The organism is Weissella sp. ESL1139 (genome assembly GCF_058506735.1).
This window is the reverse complement of record NZ_CP196375.1, coordinates 1,619,824-1,637,590: the sequence shown is the minus strand read 5'-3', so window position 1 is coordinate 1,637,590 and position 17,767 is coordinate 1,619,824. Positions and strand designations below refer to the sequence as shown.

The window sequence follows — 17,767 nt, the reverse complement described above, 5'->3', positions numbered from 1 at the left end:
TAAGATGGCAGAAAAATTTATTGAACGTCCTTATACACGGACGTATGCAAAAACAGATTATATTAAACAACAATGGCAAGATGTGCCTTATATGACGGGAGAACGTCACGATTTGGATATTTATTTGCCAAATGAGGGTCAAGGACCATTTCCAGTAATTGTTGATGTATTTGGCGGTGGTTTAGTATTTGGTGATAAAAGTTCACATAAGCTTGATCCAGCATTACGCTTGTTAGATAAAGGTTATGCAGTGGTAAGTATCTCATATACTTGGATTCAAGACGCACCATTTCCAACTCAAATTTATGAAGTAAAAGCAGCTATTCGTTTTATTCGCGCACATGTGACTGAATATCAGTTAGATCCAGAACGTATTGCTTTGATGGGCGAATCATCAGGTGCTCATTTAGCTTTGTTATCTGGTGTGACAGCTTCAATCGGTGAAATGTCAAATCGTGACTTTGGTGAAAATGCTGACCAATCAGAAAAAGTAAGTGCAATCATTGCGCTTTATGGACCATATGAGTTTGATAAGTTTGTACCACAATTTAAAGAAAGTGGTGTTGTGCCAAACTACTCTGAAACTGGAACGGCAGAATCATTTGAGGGACAAATGTTTGGTAAGCGCGCACCAAAGGATGTACCTGACAAGGTCAAAGAATACAATCCAGCTACTTATTTCAGTACAGCGATGCCACCAATCTTAGCCTTTGTTGGTACGAATGATGTGATTGTACCTTATCAACAAACAGTTAACATGATTGATGCAGCGCGTAAGTTTGTTAGTGATGATCGTGCTGAAATTCATGTTGTTGAAGGTACTGGTCATGGTCCTGGTGCTTACATGACACCAGAATACACAGAAATGAAAGCCGATTTTTTGCAAAAATGGCTATAAACTGAGGTTAACGAATGTTAGGTGCTTTTGGTAAAACATTTTTTCATGCAACACCACAACAATTGTTCATGCAATTAATGATTGATATTTTGTGGTATTTAATTTTTCGTCCAACAGATTCATTTTCATTGTGGGTGTACATTATTATTTTGCCAGGGTTCGACTTAGTGTCAGCTATTGGTAGTTTTAGGAATTATGTGAAAGAAAACAAACCCAAAACAAACTAAAATGTTTCATGTGAAACATTTTTATAAAGCTTGAGATGTGTTGTCTCAAGCTTTTTTGTTTGGACTAGAATCTTTGCTTACGCTCTGAATAGACGCGCTCTCAAAAGTTGAACCTTCAATATAACGGCATTGGCTCCAATCATGTCCTGCGCGTTGCTCCGACCATAATTGGTCCCAACAACGTTATACACCGGGTTCAACCCGCTTTTGATCACGCTTTGAATAAACGTTTAATCGTTAAAACTTAACGGTTAAATTATTTGGTTAAAAAAGTGGTGGTGGACTTTAAAATGTAGAGATAGGGTCTAATTTGAAATTTAAAACACTAATTTGTTTGCATATGCTGTATCAGAAAAACACGATTCGTTAATACCAACAGGCAGCAGTGGAATAGTAGATATGAATAGTCACTGATATCAGGTCAAGACTATATGATAAATTGCATAGATAAGTAATTGTGACGGTCATATTTTGTGTTTGAATACTATGAACAGCTGAAGTTTTGACAGACAAATAAAGAGTGATAAGGCAAAATAGAGTATTGATTAAACTGACTTGAAATGGTGGAGGAGGGAAGATGTTAGACATAATAATATTGGAAAAGAATCAAGCGCAATTAGCATGGTTCACTGATTTTATCACACGATATACAACATTTGAAAATCTACATACGACCGTTAAATTAGCAACGAATGAAATGAAAGCAGTCAAAAACTACGTTGCAGTTGTGCAACCACAGAATGTTTTATTTTTCTTGGATAGTGAATTACAGCAAGATGGGTTAACGGGGATAGAGTTCGGTGAGCACATTCGAAATTGTTTACCTTTAGCAAATATCGTGTTTTTCACAGAGTTTCAGGAAATAAGTATTATTACAGTCAAAAAACGTTTGGCAGCATTAGATTGTATTTCAAAGAAACAAAATCAAAATGAAGTTGAAGCAGCAATTCGTGCTGATATTACAATTGCCTTGAAGCGCACGGTTGTGCAAATGAGAAACAATACGGATCGTTTTGTATATAAATTGCGTAATTGTTATTATGATATCCCATTAGCAGAAATTATGTATATTGCCTCTACCCCTAATCGTGTTAACCGTGTGAAGATACATGCCAAAAATTTAGTTATTGAAATTAATGATTCATTATTAAATATTGAGAAAAAATATTCGACGCTTTTTCGGTGTCACAAAGGTTTTATTATAAATCCACTAGCGATAACCTATATTGATATAGAAGAAAGTAAGGTTTATTTTGATTCAAATAATCAAATATGGTGTCCTTTATCAGTTCGCAGAAAAAAACACTTAAAGAAATTATTAGAAAATTGATGATTCACAATGTTTTGTTCCTGATAGGGATAATTGTCTTTAAAAAATCCTAAAAGTGGCATTAATCTGTCAAAAAATGCGCTTTAATATTTGCTATCTATATTAAATATTGCCATACTGGATATAAATTTAATTATTCAGGAGGCAACATGAGACAAGTACTTGTGGATGTTCACCGTTTGACAAAGAAATTTCAAATCGAACAACTTAAAACGTATTTTCAACGTGGCAATCTTAAAATGATTGGCCCAACAATTGCATATTATACTTTGCTATCGCTAGTACCAATCCTAATGAGTGTTGGTGCTGTTGCTGGTTTGGCAGGAATCAACGCTAATGAGCTAATCAAATTATTAGCAGAACACTTACCTAGCAACGTGACTTCCGTTTTAACACCGATTATAAAATCAGTATTAAAAGGTGGGGTTGGAATTCTATCATTCTCAATTGTGACAACTCTTTGGGCCGCTAGTTCAGTTTTAGCAATTATTCGTAAGTCATTTAATGCTATTTATGATGTGCCTGAAAAAGTTAGCGGTATGCTGACGCGTGTATTTAGTTTTTTGTGGCTATTGGTTATTATCATTGCAGCTGCATTAGTTATGATTATTAGTGCAATGCTACCAGCTATTATTGCAGCGATACCAGGTGTCCGATGGCTTGAAATTATTACCCAACAACGTTGGTTGATTACCTTAATTGGTATGTGGATCATTATTGGTTTATTGAATGCAACAATGCCAGCAAAAAGAATTGCATTGAAACCATTAATTATTGGTTCAGGAATTGAAGTTGTTTTGTTTATTCTGGTCAACTATTCATTTGGATGGTATGCGCAATTTACAGTTAAGAATGCTGGTTTTTACCAGTCATTAGGATCATTGTTGGTACTAATTGTTTATATTAATTTGATTGGAACCATTTTAATAATTGGCCAAATTTTGATTGCATGGCTTGAAGGTTTGTTTGAAACAACCTTGAACCCAGTAGACGAAGTGCCAAGAGAAGCAAAGCGTCTATCAGGGCAGGAACCAAATGGTGCAGTCCAAAAAGTTTCTAGTCGTAATAAGCGGCCAAAACGGCGGTAGAATAACGATTTAATGTTCTTTCTAGTATAAAATCTAGGAGAACATTTTTATTTTAGTAAAAAATGTAAGCGGTTTCTTGCTTTTGGCGTTATAATAGTTTGCGTAGTAAGTGTTTGTTATTTATGTTAGGGGGAAAATATGGCATATAAAACGACGTATCCATATACAGGAGAAGTATTAAAGGAATTTGAAAACGCAACCGCAGAAGATTTAGAGCAAGCTTTAGCAACTGGTCATGAACTATATAAGTCATGGCGTCAAACATCAGTTAAAGAACGTGCTGACATTTTGGCAAAGATTGCTGATGCAATCCTTGAACACAAGGAAGAATTAGCAAAAGCAATGACTTACGATATGGGTAAGTTGCTGACTGAAGCTGAAGGTGAAGTTGACTTGTGTGCAAACATTGTTTCTTACTATGCTAAGAAGGGTGAAGAATTCATGGCTGATACGCCATTAGAAACACCTGCTGGAAAGGCACACTACATCAAGCAATCTACAGGAATTATCGTGGCTGTTGAGCCATGGAATTTCCCACTATATCAAGTAGTTCGTGTATTTGCACCAAACTTTATTGTTGGAAATCCAATGATTTTAAAGCACGCATCAATCTGTGCCCAATCAGCACAATTGTTTGCTGATATCGCTTTGGAAGCTGGTGCGCCAAAGGGAGCATTGACCAACTTGTTTATTGATTATGACTTGGTTTCAAAGGCTATCCATGATCCACGTGTTGCCGGTGTTTGCTTGACTGGTTCTGAACGTGGTGGTGCTGCCGTTGCCAAAGAAGCTGGTGACGCACTAAAGAAGTCAACCTTGGAACTAGGTGGTAATGATGCCTTTATCATTTTGGACGATGCTGACTGGGATGAAGTGAAGGCAGTTGCACCAGGTGCTCGTTTGTACAATGCAGGACAAGTCTGCACGTCATCAAAGCGTTTCATTGTGATGGCTGACAAGTATGACGAGTTCATTGATATCCTAAAGGAAGGCTTCTCAAAGGCTAAGTTAGGTGATCCAATGGATCCAGCTACTGATGTTGCACCATTGTCATCAAAGGGTGCCCAAGAAAAGCTACAAAAGCAAGTACAATCAGCTATTGATGGTGGTGCTACATTAGTTTACCGTCAAGATCCAGTTGGTGGGGATGGATTCTTCTTTGAGCCAACTATCTTAACTGATATTACAAAGGATAACCCAGTATACAACCAAGAGATGTTCGGTCCAGTTGCCTCAGTTTACAAGGTTAACTCAGAAGAAGAAGCAATTGCTTTGGCTAATGACTCAAGTTATGGTCTAGGTAACACAGTCTTCTCAAGTGACATCGAACACGCACAACGTGTTGCAGCTCAAATTGAGACTGGAATGTCATTCATTAACTCTGGATGGGCTTCATTACCTGAATTGCCATTCGGTGGTGTAAAGAATTCTGGTTATGGACGTGAGTTGAGTGAGTTAGGATTGAATGCCTTTGTTAACGAGCATTTGATTTTTGAACCAACTAAGTAAAAATTAGTTACAAAAAGAGCAACTTCTGATTTTTATCGGAAGTTGCTTTTTTATGTTAATTATTTATTTGTAATCGCAATGGTATCAGAAGCTTTTTGAGCAGCCCATTGCTCATCGAATTTATCAAGCAATTCACGGACTTGCGTTGTATTGGTTGTGTCCATTAAAGCGACGCGTAAATCTGAGGCGTATGAAAAATGACGCACGTAGATTTTAAAGAAACGCTTTAGCTTTTGGAAATGCATGGGACCAAATTCAGCAGTGAATTGATCATAAAGATCAAGTTGCATACGTAATAATGTTAATGTTTCATCAAGTGTGTGCTCACGAGGTGCAATTTCAAAGGCAAATGGATTTTCAAAAATACCACGACCAATCATAATGCCATCAATACCAGGGTGTTGACGAACTAATTCAAGACCATCTTCACGATCCTTGATATCACCATTAATTTGTAACAATGTATTAGGAGCAATTTCGTCACGTAATGCAATCAAACGATCAATGTACTCATAGTGAGCAGGTACTTTAGACATCTCTTTACGAGTACGCATATGTACGGTTAATAGTGGAATGTCTTGCTTTAACAAGAATGGAATCCATTCTTCCATTGTATCGAGTTGGTTGAAACCAAGACGCGTTTTAACAGAAACGGCTAAGCCAGCCGCTTTAGCAGCCGCAATAACATTTTTAGCATCGTCAAAATGACGAATTAAATCAGAACCACCACCGTTTTTAACAACGGTTGCGGCAGGGCAACCCATGTTCAGGTCGAGTGCTTTGTAACCACGTTCTTTTAAATCATAACTAGCTGCTTCGAAATCTTCTGGGCGGTTACCCCATAGTTGCGCAACGGGCATTTGTTCTGATTCTGCAACGTATAGACGACCTTGTACTGTGAATTTTGCTTTTGGATGCGTAATACTACGTGCGTTAGTAAACTCAGTAAAGTATACGTCAGGACCTCCAGCTTTAGCGACAACACGACGGAAAACCGAATCAGTAACAGCTTCCATTGGTGCCATGGTGAAAAATGGGATTTTTTCAAGACCGGGAACGGCAGGGTGTTTTTGGGCATCATCGACAACTTTTTGCCAATAAGCTGATTTTGTTTCGACCATTTTTAAATTCCTTTCATAATGAAATATGTATTTTTTATGTACAAAATTTTCCTTCTAAACCTTATCCATATTATCGATATTTTGTATAATTTTCAAGATACTAACTTGTAAAAAGTGCATAAAACCCGAGAATTTATCAGTTTTTTTATGAAGTATTTCAAAAATTAAGGTGTATAATAAATTTGTTTTAGTGTTAAATGTTTGAAGGAGTTTGTATGAAAATTAAGAAGAATATGGTAGCAGGAATTTTGCTAACTTTTGCATTAGCTTTAGTTGCAAAACTGTTGTCACCACTATTGCCAACATTGGGTGCTGAGGCATTAGCCATGCTAGCGGGAATTGTTTTAGGAAATACAGTATTTGCTAATCAACGCTGGGGTGCTGGTGTTAAATGGGCAGAAAAGTATCCAATTGAGATTGGTATCGCTTGCTTAGGGTTAAATGTAACGTTGCAAAATATGGAATCACTTGGTTGGGGTGGTGTTATCTTTATTTTGCTACAAATGACGTTGACGATTATGTTCGTTATGTGGATTGGTGGTCGTGTCTTTAAGGTATCACCACAATCTGCAATGATGATGGGTGCTGGAAACGCTGTGTGTGGTTCGAGTGCGATTGCATCAGTTGCGCCAGCTGTTGGGGCTACTGATGATCAACGACGGACAACTGTTGCAACAGTTTCATTAGCCGGAGTTGTATTGCTATTTGTTTTGCCAGTTATTGGCCCAGCTATCTTACCAGATAATATGATGGTCAGTGCCCTAATCGGTGGTACTGTACAATCAGTTGGTCAAGTTTCTGGTACAGCATCATTGGTTGGTGGTAGTGTTGTAACATATGCCCCAATTTTCAAGATGTTGCGTGTGATTATGCTTTCAGTCGTTGTTATTTTTATGGCACAACATGCTACGAAATTATCAAATCAATCAGCAACTACTGGTGCAGCTACAAAATCAAAGTTTAGTATTCCATGGTTTGTGATTGTATTTATCATCTTTATGTTGATTAATTCAGTTGTTTCATTACCACATGTATTAACTAGTTCAGCACAACAAGTTACGAGCTTCTTCGGCGTTGTTAACTTGGCTGGAATTGGTTTGAATCTAAAGTGGTCAACTATCAAGTCATCAGGTGTTAAGTTCATGGGTTATGGTTTGGTTACCATCATCTTCCAAGTTGTTGTTGCCCTTGGTTTGATTTACTTGTTGATGCGTTAAACTCTAAACAATTTTAATAAACACAGGTTGGGACATTTTATTTTGTTCCAACTTTTTTAACTATTAGGCAAGTAATTATCTCTTCTTTATAAGCTTGTTTTTCACTTAGTGGAAGTATGGACTGATGTATAGACTTGACTGGTTTCTTTTTCATTAAACTAGGCTTTACTTTCTGGCAAGAAATAAATGCAGCTAACCTTCTTCATAAAACATGAATTTAATTTTTATGTTATTAAAGTTTCGAAAAATTTTTACGAATTTGCTGAAACACCAACAAATTATCCACTAAATGATATACTTATAAAAGATTATATGTGTAAACTGATATTCGATTGTTATAAATGCTATTTATATATGAGACTATTATTTTAACATTAAAGGAGCGCTTTATATGAGATATATACTTGCATTATTAAGCTCAAGCAAATTTTGGCTGTTTATTTTATTTTTAATATCCATTAGTGAATATTTATGGACTTTACAAATTAATTTATATGGACCAGGAATCAATATAATGTGGGGGTCATTGAATATCGCTCTACTTAATATTTCAATTCTATAATATGCATAGATATTTTTTAATTTCTAGGTTATTATTATTCTGGGATGATAGTAACATGAAAAAATTAACTGATACTGCAGCATAACAAATATCAGCAGGTAAAAAAAAGGCACTTGAACTGAACCCCGTAAGTTGGAGTAATTTCCGAAACTTACGGGGTTCAGTTAAATAAGTAATTCTTCAGCAAGTTTCCATGAAGTACTAAATCTTAAAAATAATTAATTCAAGGGGCGATAATTAAAAAACTCCCCTCGAAAAGCTTTCTAAAATGACTCTCATCTCTAAACTATAGAAATGAGGGTCTATTTTTACGTTTATATTCATAAGTAACCTTGTTAAGCCGAATCAATACTAAATAATAATTTATATAAAGCAATAATTTCGACTACTTGTCAATTGATGATACATGGGAAAATCACGCGTAGTACTATTAATCGGAGCCACAATCGTTATATTAAAGACGCGAACGTCCGCAAAGACGTCCAAAATACACTATTAGTAGATTTTTTATTTACACAAGTTGAAAGTTATTGTATTAGCGATAATCTTGATACAATGGATTCATAATAAATATTTTTGCAACAGATTATTAGCAAGTAATATTTAATTTAGTAGGGGGAAGGAATCAAAACATGTTATTTACTGATTTAAAAAATTACGTTGTCTTTGATTTGGAAATGAATGGTAGTAATCAAATTATCGAAATTGGGGCAATTAAGATAACCGATAATAAAAGTATTGAAAAATTTTCAGTCATTGTGAATAATCCACCAGTGGGTAGTGCCATGAAGTCGTTTAAATATATTAGTAAAGCGATGGGCGGTAAAGATGGTTGGATTACGTTGGATATGATCCGTCATGGTATTTCTGAAGAACGTGCACTTAGTCGTTTTATGCGGTTTATTGGTGATTATGCGGTCGTTGGCCATGCTATTGTTGATGGGGATGCTCAACTAATTAAAGAGGGGTTACAGCATAATAATCTAGGCAAATGGGATACGCGTGGCAAGTTATACGATACGCAACAGATATATGGGGCAATTAGTGGTAATCCGCAAGATATATCACTTAAGGATTTAGCTGAACTTTATCAGGTCGATTTGAGCGATCAAAAACATCGTGCTTTACCTGATTCAAAAGCGACGTTAGCCATCTTCCTTGCAATGAAACAAGCGTGGGCTTAATTTAAAAAATGCCAATTTGGATAGTTCCTCAGGAAAAATTAGATAAATTCTTATTTAAAAAGTATTGGGTTTTGGGACTGGATTTGTTAATATAATGTTCTGCTATTTATTAGATTAGTAGGGATTAAATAAGAAACGTACTATTATTATTTATTAATAATGACAATGCGGAGGATATGATTATGTTAATGTACACTAGACCAGCTCAAATGACTGATTTTCCAGAAATTTGGTCTGCATTCCAAGATGGCGTTGCATATTTAGGTGAACAAGGTGCTTCACAATGGCAAGGTGCAGGTGCCCCTAATGAGGAAATGTTCAAAAAAGATATTGAAAACGGGTGGGGAATTGTTTTGATCTATGATGGTCAAGTCGCTGGCTATGGATCATTAGTTCCTGGACCTGAAGAAGAATATGAAATTTTACAAGGTGATTGGGCAGGTGAAGAACCTGAATATGTGGCTATTCATCGTGTTACGATTAATTCACACATTCGCGGTAAAGGCATTGGTAAGACTTTGACGCGTGATTTAGTTAACCTAGCTCGGGCACGTGGTTATCGTGACATTCGCATTGATACTTTTCCAGAGAATATTATTATGCAAAATGTCATTAGCAAGACAGCTTTTACATATAGAGGCATGGTGCCATTTGAATTTGGTGATCGATTAGGTTACCAATTATTAGTAGATTAATTTTCTATTAGATTTTTTTCATAAAACGTTTGACTTTGGGCTAGAATAGGCTTATCCTAAACAAAGTAAAATAAAAGAAAAGGAAATGTAGATATGCAAAATCATTTGTCAGTAACACAAGCGTTTAGTTACTTTACGTATTTCGGTTAGTCGTCCGAATTATGCGTGAAGTTATTTGCGCTGAACATTTGGGTGACGGTAAAGTATCCAAATGTGTGAAATCAAAGGGTTAGCCTGATATGCATATTCTGCATAGACACGTATTGGATACTGATTAGTTATCTTGTACGTGTTTTTTTGTGGTCATGGCATGTGGTTTAGTTATCGTCTACATAAAGGGAGGACCTATGGGAGTATGGCGGAGAATGTTCCAAAAGGAATCATTAGATACTTATATTAGTAGTGATGAGAATTTTGAGAAAACATTGAATGCAAAAGATCTAATGGCGCTAGGAATTGGTGCGGTGATTGGATCAGGAATTTTCGTTTTACCAGGAACGGTTGCAGCAACGACAACTGGTCCAGCAATTATTTTTAGTTTTATTTTAGCAGCATTGGTTTCTAGTTTAGTTGCAATGGCATATTCAGAAATGTCAACGGCCATGCCAGTTGCCGGTTCAGCTTATTCATACGGTAATGTGGTCTTTGGTGAAGTTGTTGGCTGGGTGCTTGGTTGGGCATTAATTTTAGAGTACATGTTGAGTGTTTCAGCTGTTTCAACCGGTTGGTCAGCTTATTTTGCTAATCTAATGTCGCCATTCTTTAAAATTCCAACGGCATTGTCAGGTGCATATGATCCAGCGCATGGTACGTATATCAATATTGTTGCGGTCGTTATTGTGTTATTGATTGGTTTATTGCTACATGGTGGTATGCGTCAATCAAAGCGTGTTGAAAATGCAATGGTTGTATTGAAGTTGGTCATCATCATTGCGTTTATCGTGATAGGTTTCTTCTTCGTAAAGAGCAGTAATTATCACCCTCTAATTCCTGAACGTGTTAACGGTGCGTTTGGTTGGCAAGGTGTGATTACTGGAACATCAATGGTTTTCTTCGCTTTCTTAGGATTCGATGCATTGTCATCATCAGCAGCCGAAGTGAAGAATCCAAAGCGTAATATGCCAATTGGTATTATTGGTACGTTAATTGTCGCAGCGGTATTGTATGGCTTGATGGGCTTGGTCCTAACTGGAATGGTGCACTATTCAAAGTTGAATGTGGCTGATCCGGCAGCTTACGCGCTACAACAAGTTGGTCAAAATTGGGCATCATTAATTATTACTATCGGAGCGTTGATTGGAATGGCTACGATGATGTACACCATGACTTATGCCGCATCACGTTTGATTTATGCAGTAGGCCGTGATGGACTATTGCCAGGTGGTATGGGTAAGGTGAACAAGCATGGTAATCCTAATCGAGCATTAGCAGTCGCAACGATTGTCATTGCCCTCTTCAGTGGTTTGGTACCATTGGATAAGTTAGTTGACTTGGTTAACGTGGGAACGTTGTTAGCCTTCGTGGTTGTTTCATTGGGAATTATTCCATTACGTCATCGAACAGATGTGAAGCATGATGGTTACAAAATGCCTGGTTATCCAGTGATGCCAATTGTTTCAGCATTGTTATCAGCTTTCTTGATTACCCAATTGCATGCAGAAACCCTAATTGCTGCTGCTATCTGGTTTATCGTTGGCTTGGTTTTGTATTTAACGTATGGTATTCGTCACTCTAGAATGAATAAGTAGAGAGCGAGATAAAAGCGCGTTTACACTATAAAAATGACAGGCTTATAATTCAAATGACTTTAGCACCGAAGGGTTGGAATTTTATGTTCCAACTCTTTTTTTGCCTAAATTTGCAAATATTTCGAAACTTAATGAGATGTGCTTGTAGGAAATATTGGCATTGTGCTAATATTGATTGTTAATGGAATTTATGAAATAGGAGCATGAGTTTTGGAAAAGGGAAGAACAAATAAAGGAATGGTGACGTTCGCTTTGTTTATTGCAACTTTCTTAAGTGCAATAGAGGGAACCATTGTTTCAACAGCGATGCCAACAATTGTTGGTGAGTTGCATGGTATCTCAATCATGAATTGGGTTTTTTCAATCTTTTTGATGACGAGTACTTTGACAACGCCAATTTATGGAAAATTAGCTGATAATATTGGTCGTAAACCTATATTTATCACGGGGCTAGTTTTATTCTTAGCTGGATCAATTTTGAGTGGTTTTTCAGGTAGTATGCCACAATTGATTATTTGGCGTGCCATTCAAGGTGTTGGTGCTGGAGCGGTATTACCAATATCGAATACGATTATTGCTGATATTTTCCCACCAGAAAAGCGTGCTCAAATAATGGGAATTAATAATTCAGCCTGGGGAATTGCCTCAGTTGTTGCACCATTATTAGGTGGTTTAATCGTTGATAATTTAAGCTGGCGCTGGGTATTCTTTATTAATTTACCATTTGGGCTATTATCAATGGTGCTTATTATGATTTTCTTGAAGGAAGATAAGCAAGTTGTTCAAAGTCGCTTAGACGTATGGGGAATTGTTTGGTTATCAGTCACGATTTCAGGTATCTTATACGGTGTTGAATTAATCAACAAAAAACATATTAATGCAGTTGCAGTTACGGTTGTCTTCGCGATGGCGGTTATCGGCTTAATTTTGTTTATTCGCCAAGAGAAACGCGCTGCTGACCCAATTATTTTATTGGACTTGTTTAAAAATCCAACATTTGCTATTCAGAATTTTGCGGTTGGTATGATGTCGATATTCTTGATTGCCTTTGATGTGTATGTACCTTCATGGACTCAAGGAATTCTAGGTTTGCCAGCAACGTTGGCTGGGTTTGCCACAACGCCTAGTTCAATATTCTGGATTGTCGGATCATTCTTTGCGGGTAAAATGTTGTCTCGAATGACCCCACAAAAGATTTTGATGACTAGTATGGGCTTGTTAGTTGTTGGTGGTACGGTTGTTGCCTTTTTACCAACCAACGTACCGTTCTTTGTATTCTTGATTGTTGGTGTATTCTTGGGTATCGGTTTCGGTATTACGGTGACTGGTTCAACTATCATTTCACAAAGTGTGGTACCACGCCAACATATTGGTATGGCAACGTCATTTAATACATTGGTTCGTAGTTTATCACAAAGTATTTTCGTTTCAATCTTTGGAATCGTGATGAATCGTTCATTGCAACATGGCATTACCACCCATCCAGAGGCACACTTGAATGTTGATATGTTCAATAAAATGATTAATCCGCATACAGTGAGTGAGTTACCTAATAAATTAGTACCGATAATGCATAATATTTACCATACTGGTTTACGAAACATTTTCTTACTAGCAGTTGTTTGCATGGTGATTGCGTTTATCTACAATTTAAAGCACCAAGATCAAGGTGTTGTGCAATAAACAAACACGAAAAAATAAAGGACACCATAGATGATATTTTAAATATCATCTATGGCGTCCTCTTTTTATTTAACTAAAAATTGTATGCGCAATGTTTTCAGCATCGCTTAAATTCTTATCAGCAATATCGGGACGAGGTGAGAAGGTGGTAAACCATGACCAGCCTTCTGTTGGGACACCCCAAATGAAGAGACCTGGTACTTCTTCGTCGTTAGTATCAATAACGGTCAGCGTTTCCTTATTCATACGAGTTCCACCGACAGAATAAGTTGAACCATCTGAACGTGTATAAGTTGCTTCGCTGAGTAGTCCATGATCACGCAAGTTAGCCATCAATGGATTCGTTGTGTACTTTAATGAAACAGGTGATAAGCGGGCTTCGACTAAGTTATTAACAACCCAGCGATTTTCTCGACTATCAGTGGCAACGAAATGCGTATCTTGGATGTTAACATGCAAACCAGGACCAGCAACCGTTAGTAAACCAGCTTCAATTAGTGCCCGCATTTGCTCAATTCGCAAAATTGGTGGACCAACTGAAATTAATGTATTGAATGAATTGAAATGATTTAAGAACTTTTCATATTCATCCCCATTAAGATAACCAGCATCTAGGTAATGACGAATGACCGAACGGATATCACGCAGCATATCAAACGCACCAGCATAAGGAGCGTCGTTATTTCCCTTGTAAGCATCATTGATATCCCATGTTAAGTAATTCATCATGAAATCACTATACTCAACTTCTTCAGGCACATCAGCCACGGGATCAAGGATACGTTGCCAATCCATAATATACTCTTCAGCAACACCAAATTGACGGGCAGTCGCGTTTAAGTCGTCACTTTCAGCCAAAGCATCCATAAAATGATCAGCATTAAATGGCCAAGTGATTCCAAAATCGTTGATGGTATTCTTATAATGCTTGTATTCCAATTCTTTTCTAAGTAAGTTGAAAAAGGCATCATATGAAAGCTCACCATTGTTTTCAGCTGCCAACTTATCTAAGTTTTTGCTGGTAAAGAAGGTTGGCTTATAACCAGCATTGGTTTTTTGATTAATACCACGAGCATGTAATGGTAGGCCATGACGTGAACCAGCAATAATATGTGGTTCTTGACCAGAAGGTAGGTAGTACAAAACGCTATTGTTATCACGCGCGAAACGGCCACCACGACCAACGGTTAATTTAGCAAGATAATCAAAAAAGCTCAAACCTAAGCCGCGAAGAACAACTTTTTGGCGAGCAGGAATTTCATCCAATGGTGCTTCAGCAGGATGAGTTGGTTGAACATATAGCATACGTTTATTTACTTCAGCTGCATCCGCGAACGCTTGTTGTTCAGGTGATAAGCTACTATCAGTCATACCAGTGGCTAAGATAACTTTATCGGCAACAAACGAATTACCATCGTCTAAGGTCACAAGATATTGTTCATCTTGTTGATTAACATCTGTGACTTGTTTACGTTCATAAGACAAAATGACGTTACCAGGTACTTGTGAACCTAGACGTTCATAAAACCATTGACCATATGCACCGAAAAGGGCACGTGAAGTAAAGCGATTTGGATTGATACGCGCAATTTCATCAAGGAAATAATCTTCATTAATGAAGTTACGGCGTTTGATATATTCTTTACCATACGTTACGGCCCACTCATAGAAATTAGGACCATAAGTTGCCGTTGCGGCATGGTTTGGTACTGATGGATCTGGAAATAACGTTAATTGACGTGTCACAGTATTCATCAAAAAGGTTGGGTCTTGGTCCGGATTCCAAACGCGACCACCAATTGGAAAACTATCATATAGTGTTATTTCAACTGGTTCGATGGTTCCTTTAGCATAAGACATAAGGCGTTCTAATAAAGTTAGATTACGTGGTCCGGCACCAACTAGAACAATTTTCATGGGTTGCTGCTCTCTTTCTTAAAATCTGATAATTCGTCTGGTGAATAAATCCCAATGTCTTTAACATAGATATTACCAGAACGTTTTAGGCCTTCTTTTTGTAAGAGACCTTTTTTAGGATAAGCAAAAGTGACAGTTGCTGTCGCACGAATTGCTGAACCTAAAATACTACCGGTTGTTGCATGAAGTCCTGAAGGAATGTCAACTGAGACAACGGGAATATTTGCTGAGTTAACACGTTTAATCATGTCACCGAGCTTTACAGGAACTGGCTTTGATAGACCGGCACCAAATAAGGCATCTACAATTACTGTGTAATGGCGGAAATCGCGGACACGATTGTGTGGTTCAATGCCATAATTACGAGCAATTTCTAATTGCTTGGCTGTGTTAGCTGTCGCACGATGTTCATCACCTAGTAATAGCAAGTCTACATTAACCCCTTTTTGGGTCAACATACGAGCAATGGCGATACCGTCACCTCCATTATTACCTAAACCAGCAATAACTAAGACATTGGTTAAATCAAAAGTACCAGCCCCAAGCACGTCTATCACAGACATGGCTGCTCGTTCCATAAGGACTAGGGGATGGACACCAATTTCATCAGTGGTGTAGTGACTAAATCGTTGCATTTCTTGTGCGGTGACTGATTCAATCATGAAAAGCAACCTCCTTGTAAATTTTTTATATTGGTTATTAATTATGACGTTCAGTGTTTATTATATCGCAACTGGCTGTTAAAATGTTTCTAGTACGATAATTTTTTAAACATAAAATAAGAAAAAGGGAGAAAGAAACTGTGAACACTGATAAGATTCCAGAAGACATGCAAGAAGTTCGTGATCGCGTCGCTTTGATGGCTGGTCGTGGTTTTACTGTATCAGAAGAAGATGTTATTAAAGAAACTTTAAAAGCCGGCTTCCAAGCAATTGTTGATGAGAAAATGGACGGTAACTATTATACTGTTCGCTGGGACGAAAACTTTAGTAGCCTAGAAATTTATGGTATGGATAATGAAGTTGTTGGTGCAGCTGAACCTAAGGAAGATGGTCCTGATTTTATTCAACAATTTGAGGCCAATGCTACCAATACATGGTACACTTTGGACGAAGATGCATTGAAGATTATTGGCCGTTAAATTTAAAGATTAGTTAATAAAGCTGATTTTAAGTGCAATAGTGTTATATAGTATATAGATAGTTTATAATTTCGTTGTGTAAGCGAAGTAATTTTTTTAAGGAGCAATTATCAATTATGGAAAGTAATATGCGTAAATATCTAGCGGAGTTCTTTGGAACGTTGATGTTAGTCGCCGTAGGTACTGGTACTGTCGTATTGGTCGGCCTACAAACAGGTCCACTTCCTGTTGCCTTGGCATTCGGTATCGCTTTAGCAGCTGGTGCTTATGCATTTGGTCCAATTTCAGGTGGACACTTTAACCCAGCCGTATCTTTGGGTGCTGCTATGAACGGTCGTATTTCATGGAGCCAATTTGTTGGTTACGTGATTTCACAACTTATCGGTGGTATCGCTGGTTCAGCTGTTGTTTGGGCTATCATGAAGGGTGTTGGAGCAAACGCCACAATGATTAAGCAAGTTGGTTTTGGTCAAACTGATTACACTGCTCCCGTTTCATTTATGGGTGCAACGACTATCGAGTGCATTTTGACATTCTTGTTTGTCCTAGTTATCTTGATGGTTACATCTAAGAAGGCTTCAGCATCTGCAGTTGCTGCCCCAATGATCATTGGTCTTACATTGGCTGCATTGATCGTTGTTGGTGTTTCAGTTACTGGTGCTTCATTGAACCCAGCACGTTCATTTGGACCTGCTATCTTCTTTGCAATGTTTGGTTCAGCTACTGCTTTGACACACATTGGTGCATACTTGATTGGACCTTTGGTTGGTGGTGCCTTAGCTGCATTGGTTGCAAAGTATGGACTTGGTTCAGAAGAATAAAGCAATCATTTAGAATAAAAATTTTATTTTAAAACATAATAAAACTCGTAAAATTGACTTTTGTGCCAATTTTACGAGTTTTTTGTATGCTATGAAATTAATTGTGCTGTTCTAATGCTAACAACTTTTTTTTGCGGGCAAGGCCGCCTGCATAGCCAGTTAAGGCACCATCACTACCAACAACCCGATGACACGGAATTAGTAAAGCAATGGGATTATGCCCGACAGCATTACCAATTGCCCGTGATTTGTTAACTTTATGGATTGTGTTTGGCTGAATTAAATCAGAAAGATCCTTGTATGTCACCGTGTCACCATAGTTAATTGTTTGTAGCACGGTTAAAACTTGCTTCCTGAATGGTGTTACCTCTGGATTTAGTGGTACATCATCAACACACGGATTTTTGCCATCAAAATAATCAGTTAACCAGTTTTTGGCTAAGGTCAACGGATGACAATTTTGTTGGCGTGCAGCATCAAGATTATACTGGGCACCAAAATATTTTTGATCACTAAACCATAATCCAAGTAAATAGGCTTCATCACTGAGCAAAATGATATCGCCAAGTGGGGATGGTACCGTATTTGTATAATACATTGTCACAACCTCCATTGACTTTCTGGAC

The 17,767-nt window shown here is 37.5% G+C and carries 16 protein-coding genes; 12 read left to right on the top strand and 4 right to left on the bottom strand.

Annotated elements, in window-relative coordinates; genetic code table 11:
• Window positions 1-4 precede the first annotated feature (4 nt).
• From ACSYSF_RS08095 to ACSYSF_RS08075, 5 genes are all read left to right on the top strand, one after another.
• Window positions 5-898, top strand: a complete 894-nt coding sequence (locus ACSYSF_RS08095; RefSeq protein WP_489867518.1) for an alpha/beta hydrolase fold domain-containing protein — start codon at window positions 5-7, stop codon at window positions 896-898.
• Window positions 899-912: 14 nt separating this feature from the next.
• Window positions 913-1,125 carry a hypothetical protein gene (locus tag ACSYSF_RS08090; protein ID WP_489867517.1) on the top strand — a complete coding sequence of 71 codons (213 nt, stop codon included), beginning with the start codon at window positions 913-915 and terminating at the stop codon, window positions 1,123-1,125.
• A gap of 577 nt (window positions 1,126-1,702) precedes the next feature.
• On the top strand, window positions 1,703-2,455 hold the full coding sequence (locus ACSYSF_RS08085; protein WP_489867502.1) for a LytR/AlgR family response regulator transcription factor: 753 nt from the start codon (window positions 1,703-1,705) through the stop codon (window positions 2,453-2,455).
• Between the two features lie 149 nt (window positions 2,456-2,604).
• Entirely contained in the window at window positions 2,605-3,543 is a 939-nt protein-coding gene (locus ACSYSF_RS08080) for a YihY/virulence factor BrkB family protein (protein WP_489867501.1), read from the top strand.
• 138 nt (window positions 3,544-3,681) lie between these two features.
• Entirely contained in the window at window positions 3,682-5,052 is a 1,371-nt protein-coding gene (locus tag ACSYSF_RS08075) for an NAD-dependent succinate-semialdehyde dehydrogenase (RefSeq protein WP_489867500.1), read from the top strand.
• Between the two features lie 59 nt (window positions 5,053-5,111).
• On the opposite strand, the gene ACSYSF_RS08070 is transcribed toward ACSYSF_RS08075, so the two are convergent.
• On the bottom strand, window positions 5,112-6,173 hold the full coding sequence (locus tag ACSYSF_RS08070) for a tRNA dihydrouridine synthase (protein ID WP_489867499.1): 1,062 nt from the start codon (window positions 6,171-6,173) through the stop codon (window positions 5,112-5,114).
• Between the two features lie 215 nt (window positions 6,174-6,388).
• Here ACSYSF_RS08070 and ACSYSF_RS08065 point away from each other — a divergent pair, with 215 nt between their 5' ends.
• From ACSYSF_RS08065 to ACSYSF_RS08045, 5 genes are all read left to right on the top strand, one after another.
• Window positions 6,389-7,390: a YeiH family protein gene (locus tag ACSYSF_RS08065; RefSeq protein WP_489867498.1), complete on the top strand. Its 1,002-nt coding sequence runs from the start codon at window positions 6,389-6,391 to the stop codon at window positions 7,388-7,390.
• Window positions 7,391-8,584: 1,194 nt separating this feature from the next.
• On the top strand, window positions 8,585-9,136 hold the full coding sequence (locus ACSYSF_RS08060; RefSeq protein ID WP_489867497.1) for a 3'-5' exonuclease: 552 nt from the start codon (window positions 8,585-8,587) through the stop codon (window positions 9,134-9,136).
• A gap of 182 nt (window positions 9,137-9,318) precedes the next feature.
• Window positions 9,319-9,831: a GNAT family N-acetyltransferase gene (locus ACSYSF_RS08055; protein ID WP_489867496.1), complete on the top strand. Its 513-nt coding sequence runs from the start codon at window positions 9,319-9,321 to the stop codon at window positions 9,829-9,831.
• A gap of 347 nt (window positions 9,832-10,178) precedes the next feature.
• On the top strand, window positions 10,179-11,579 hold the full coding sequence (locus tag ACSYSF_RS08050; protein ID WP_489867495.1) for an APC family permease: 1,401 nt from the start codon (window positions 10,179-10,181) through the stop codon (window positions 11,577-11,579).
• Window positions 11,580-11,789: 210 nt separating this feature from the next.
• Window positions 11,790-13,262: an MDR family MFS transporter gene (locus tag ACSYSF_RS08045; protein WP_489867494.1), complete on the top strand. Its 1,473-nt coding sequence runs from the start codon at window positions 11,790-11,792 to the stop codon at window positions 13,260-13,262.
• Between the two features lie 69 nt (window positions 13,263-13,331).
• Here ACSYSF_RS08045 and ACSYSF_RS08040 read toward each other — a convergent pair whose 3' ends face one another.
• Both ACSYSF_RS08040 and ACSYSF_RS08035 read right to left on the bottom strand, forming a co-directional pair.
• Complete coding sequence (locus ACSYSF_RS08040) at window positions 13,332-15,179, bottom strand: FAD/NAD(P)-binding protein (RefSeq protein WP_489867493.1); 1,848 nt, start codon at window positions 15,177-15,179, stop codon at window positions 13,332-13,334.
• On the bottom strand, window positions 15,176-15,838 hold the full coding sequence (locus ACSYSF_RS08035; protein ID WP_489867515.1) for an NAD(P)H-hydrate epimerase: 663 nt from the start codon (window positions 15,836-15,838) through the stop codon (window positions 15,176-15,178). Before ACSYSF_RS08035 ends, ACSYSF_RS08040 begins: the two co-directional genes overlap by 4 nt.
• 143 nt (window positions 15,839-15,981) lie before the next feature.
• On the opposite strand from ACSYSF_RS08035, the gene ACSYSF_RS08030 reads away from it, so the two are divergent.
• A complete protein-coding gene (locus ACSYSF_RS08030) occupies window positions 15,982-16,320 on the top strand; it encodes a hypothetical protein (protein ID WP_489867492.1) in 339 nt (112 codons plus the stop codon).
• A 116-nt stretch (window positions 16,321-16,436) separates the two neighbouring features.
• Window positions 16,437-17,141 (top strand): MIP/aquaporin family protein, encoded by a 705-nt coding sequence (locus ACSYSF_RS08025; RefSeq protein ID WP_489867491.1) that lies wholly within the window; start codon window positions 16,437-16,439, stop codon window positions 17,139-17,141.
• Between the two features lie 97 nt (window positions 17,142-17,238).
• Here the strand turns inward: ACSYSF_RS08025 and ACSYSF_RS08020 are convergent, their stop codons facing one another.
• On the bottom strand, window positions 17,239-17,739 hold the full coding sequence (locus ACSYSF_RS08020; protein WP_489867490.1) for a methylated-DNA--[protein]-cysteine S-methyltransferase: 501 nt from the start codon (window positions 17,737-17,739) through the stop codon (window positions 17,239-17,241).
• Window positions 17,740-17,767: the final 28 nt, after the last annotated feature.

Bases quoted from the DNA above. Each gene is read 5' to 3' on its own strand.
- ACSYSF_RS08095 (WP_489867518.1), top strand. From the start codon at position 5: ATGGCAGAAAAATTTATTGAACGTCCTTATACACGGACGTATGCAAAA.
- ACSYSF_RS08090 (WP_489867517.1), top strand. From the start codon at position 913: ATGTTAGGTGCTTTTGGTAAAACATTTTTTCATGCAACACCACAACAA.
- ACSYSF_RS08085 (WP_489867502.1), top strand. From the start codon at position 1,703: ATGTTAGACATAATAATATTGGAAAAGAATCAAGCGCAATTAGCATGG.
- ACSYSF_RS08080 (WP_489867501.1), top strand. From the start codon at position 2,605: ATGAGACAAGTACTTGTGGATGTTCACCGTTTGACAAAGAAATTTCAA.
- ACSYSF_RS08075 (WP_489867500.1), top strand. From the start codon at position 3,682: ATGGCATATAAAACGACGTATCCATATACAGGAGAAGTATTAAAGGAA.
- ACSYSF_RS08070 (WP_489867499.1), bottom strand. From the start codon at position 6,173: ATGGTCGAAACAAAATCAGCTTATTGGCAAAAAGTTGTCGATGATGCC.
- ACSYSF_RS08065 (WP_489867498.1), top strand. From the start codon at position 6,389: ATGAAAATTAAGAAGAATATGGTAGCAGGAATTTTGCTAACTTTTGCA.
- ACSYSF_RS08060 (WP_489867497.1), top strand. From the start codon at position 8,585: ATGTTATTTACTGATTTAAAAAATTACGTTGTCTTTGATTTGGAAATG.
- ACSYSF_RS08055 (WP_489867496.1), top strand. From the start codon at position 9,319: ATGTTAATGTACACTAGACCAGCTCAAATGACTGATTTTCCAGAAATT.
- ACSYSF_RS08050 (WP_489867495.1), top strand. From the start codon at position 10,179: ATGGGAGTATGGCGGAGAATGTTCCAAAAGGAATCATTAGATACTTAT.
- ACSYSF_RS08040 (WP_489867493.1), bottom strand. From the start codon at position 15,179: ATGAAAATTGTTCTAGTTGGTGCCGGACCACGTAATCTAACTTTATTA.
- ACSYSF_RS08025 (WP_489867491.1), top strand. From the start codon at position 16,437: ATGGAAAGTAATATGCGTAAATATCTAGCGGAGTTCTTTGGAACGTTG.
- ACSYSF_RS08020 (WP_489867490.1), bottom strand. From the start codon at position 17,739: ATGTATTATACAAATACGGTACCATCCCCACTTGGCGATATCATTTTG.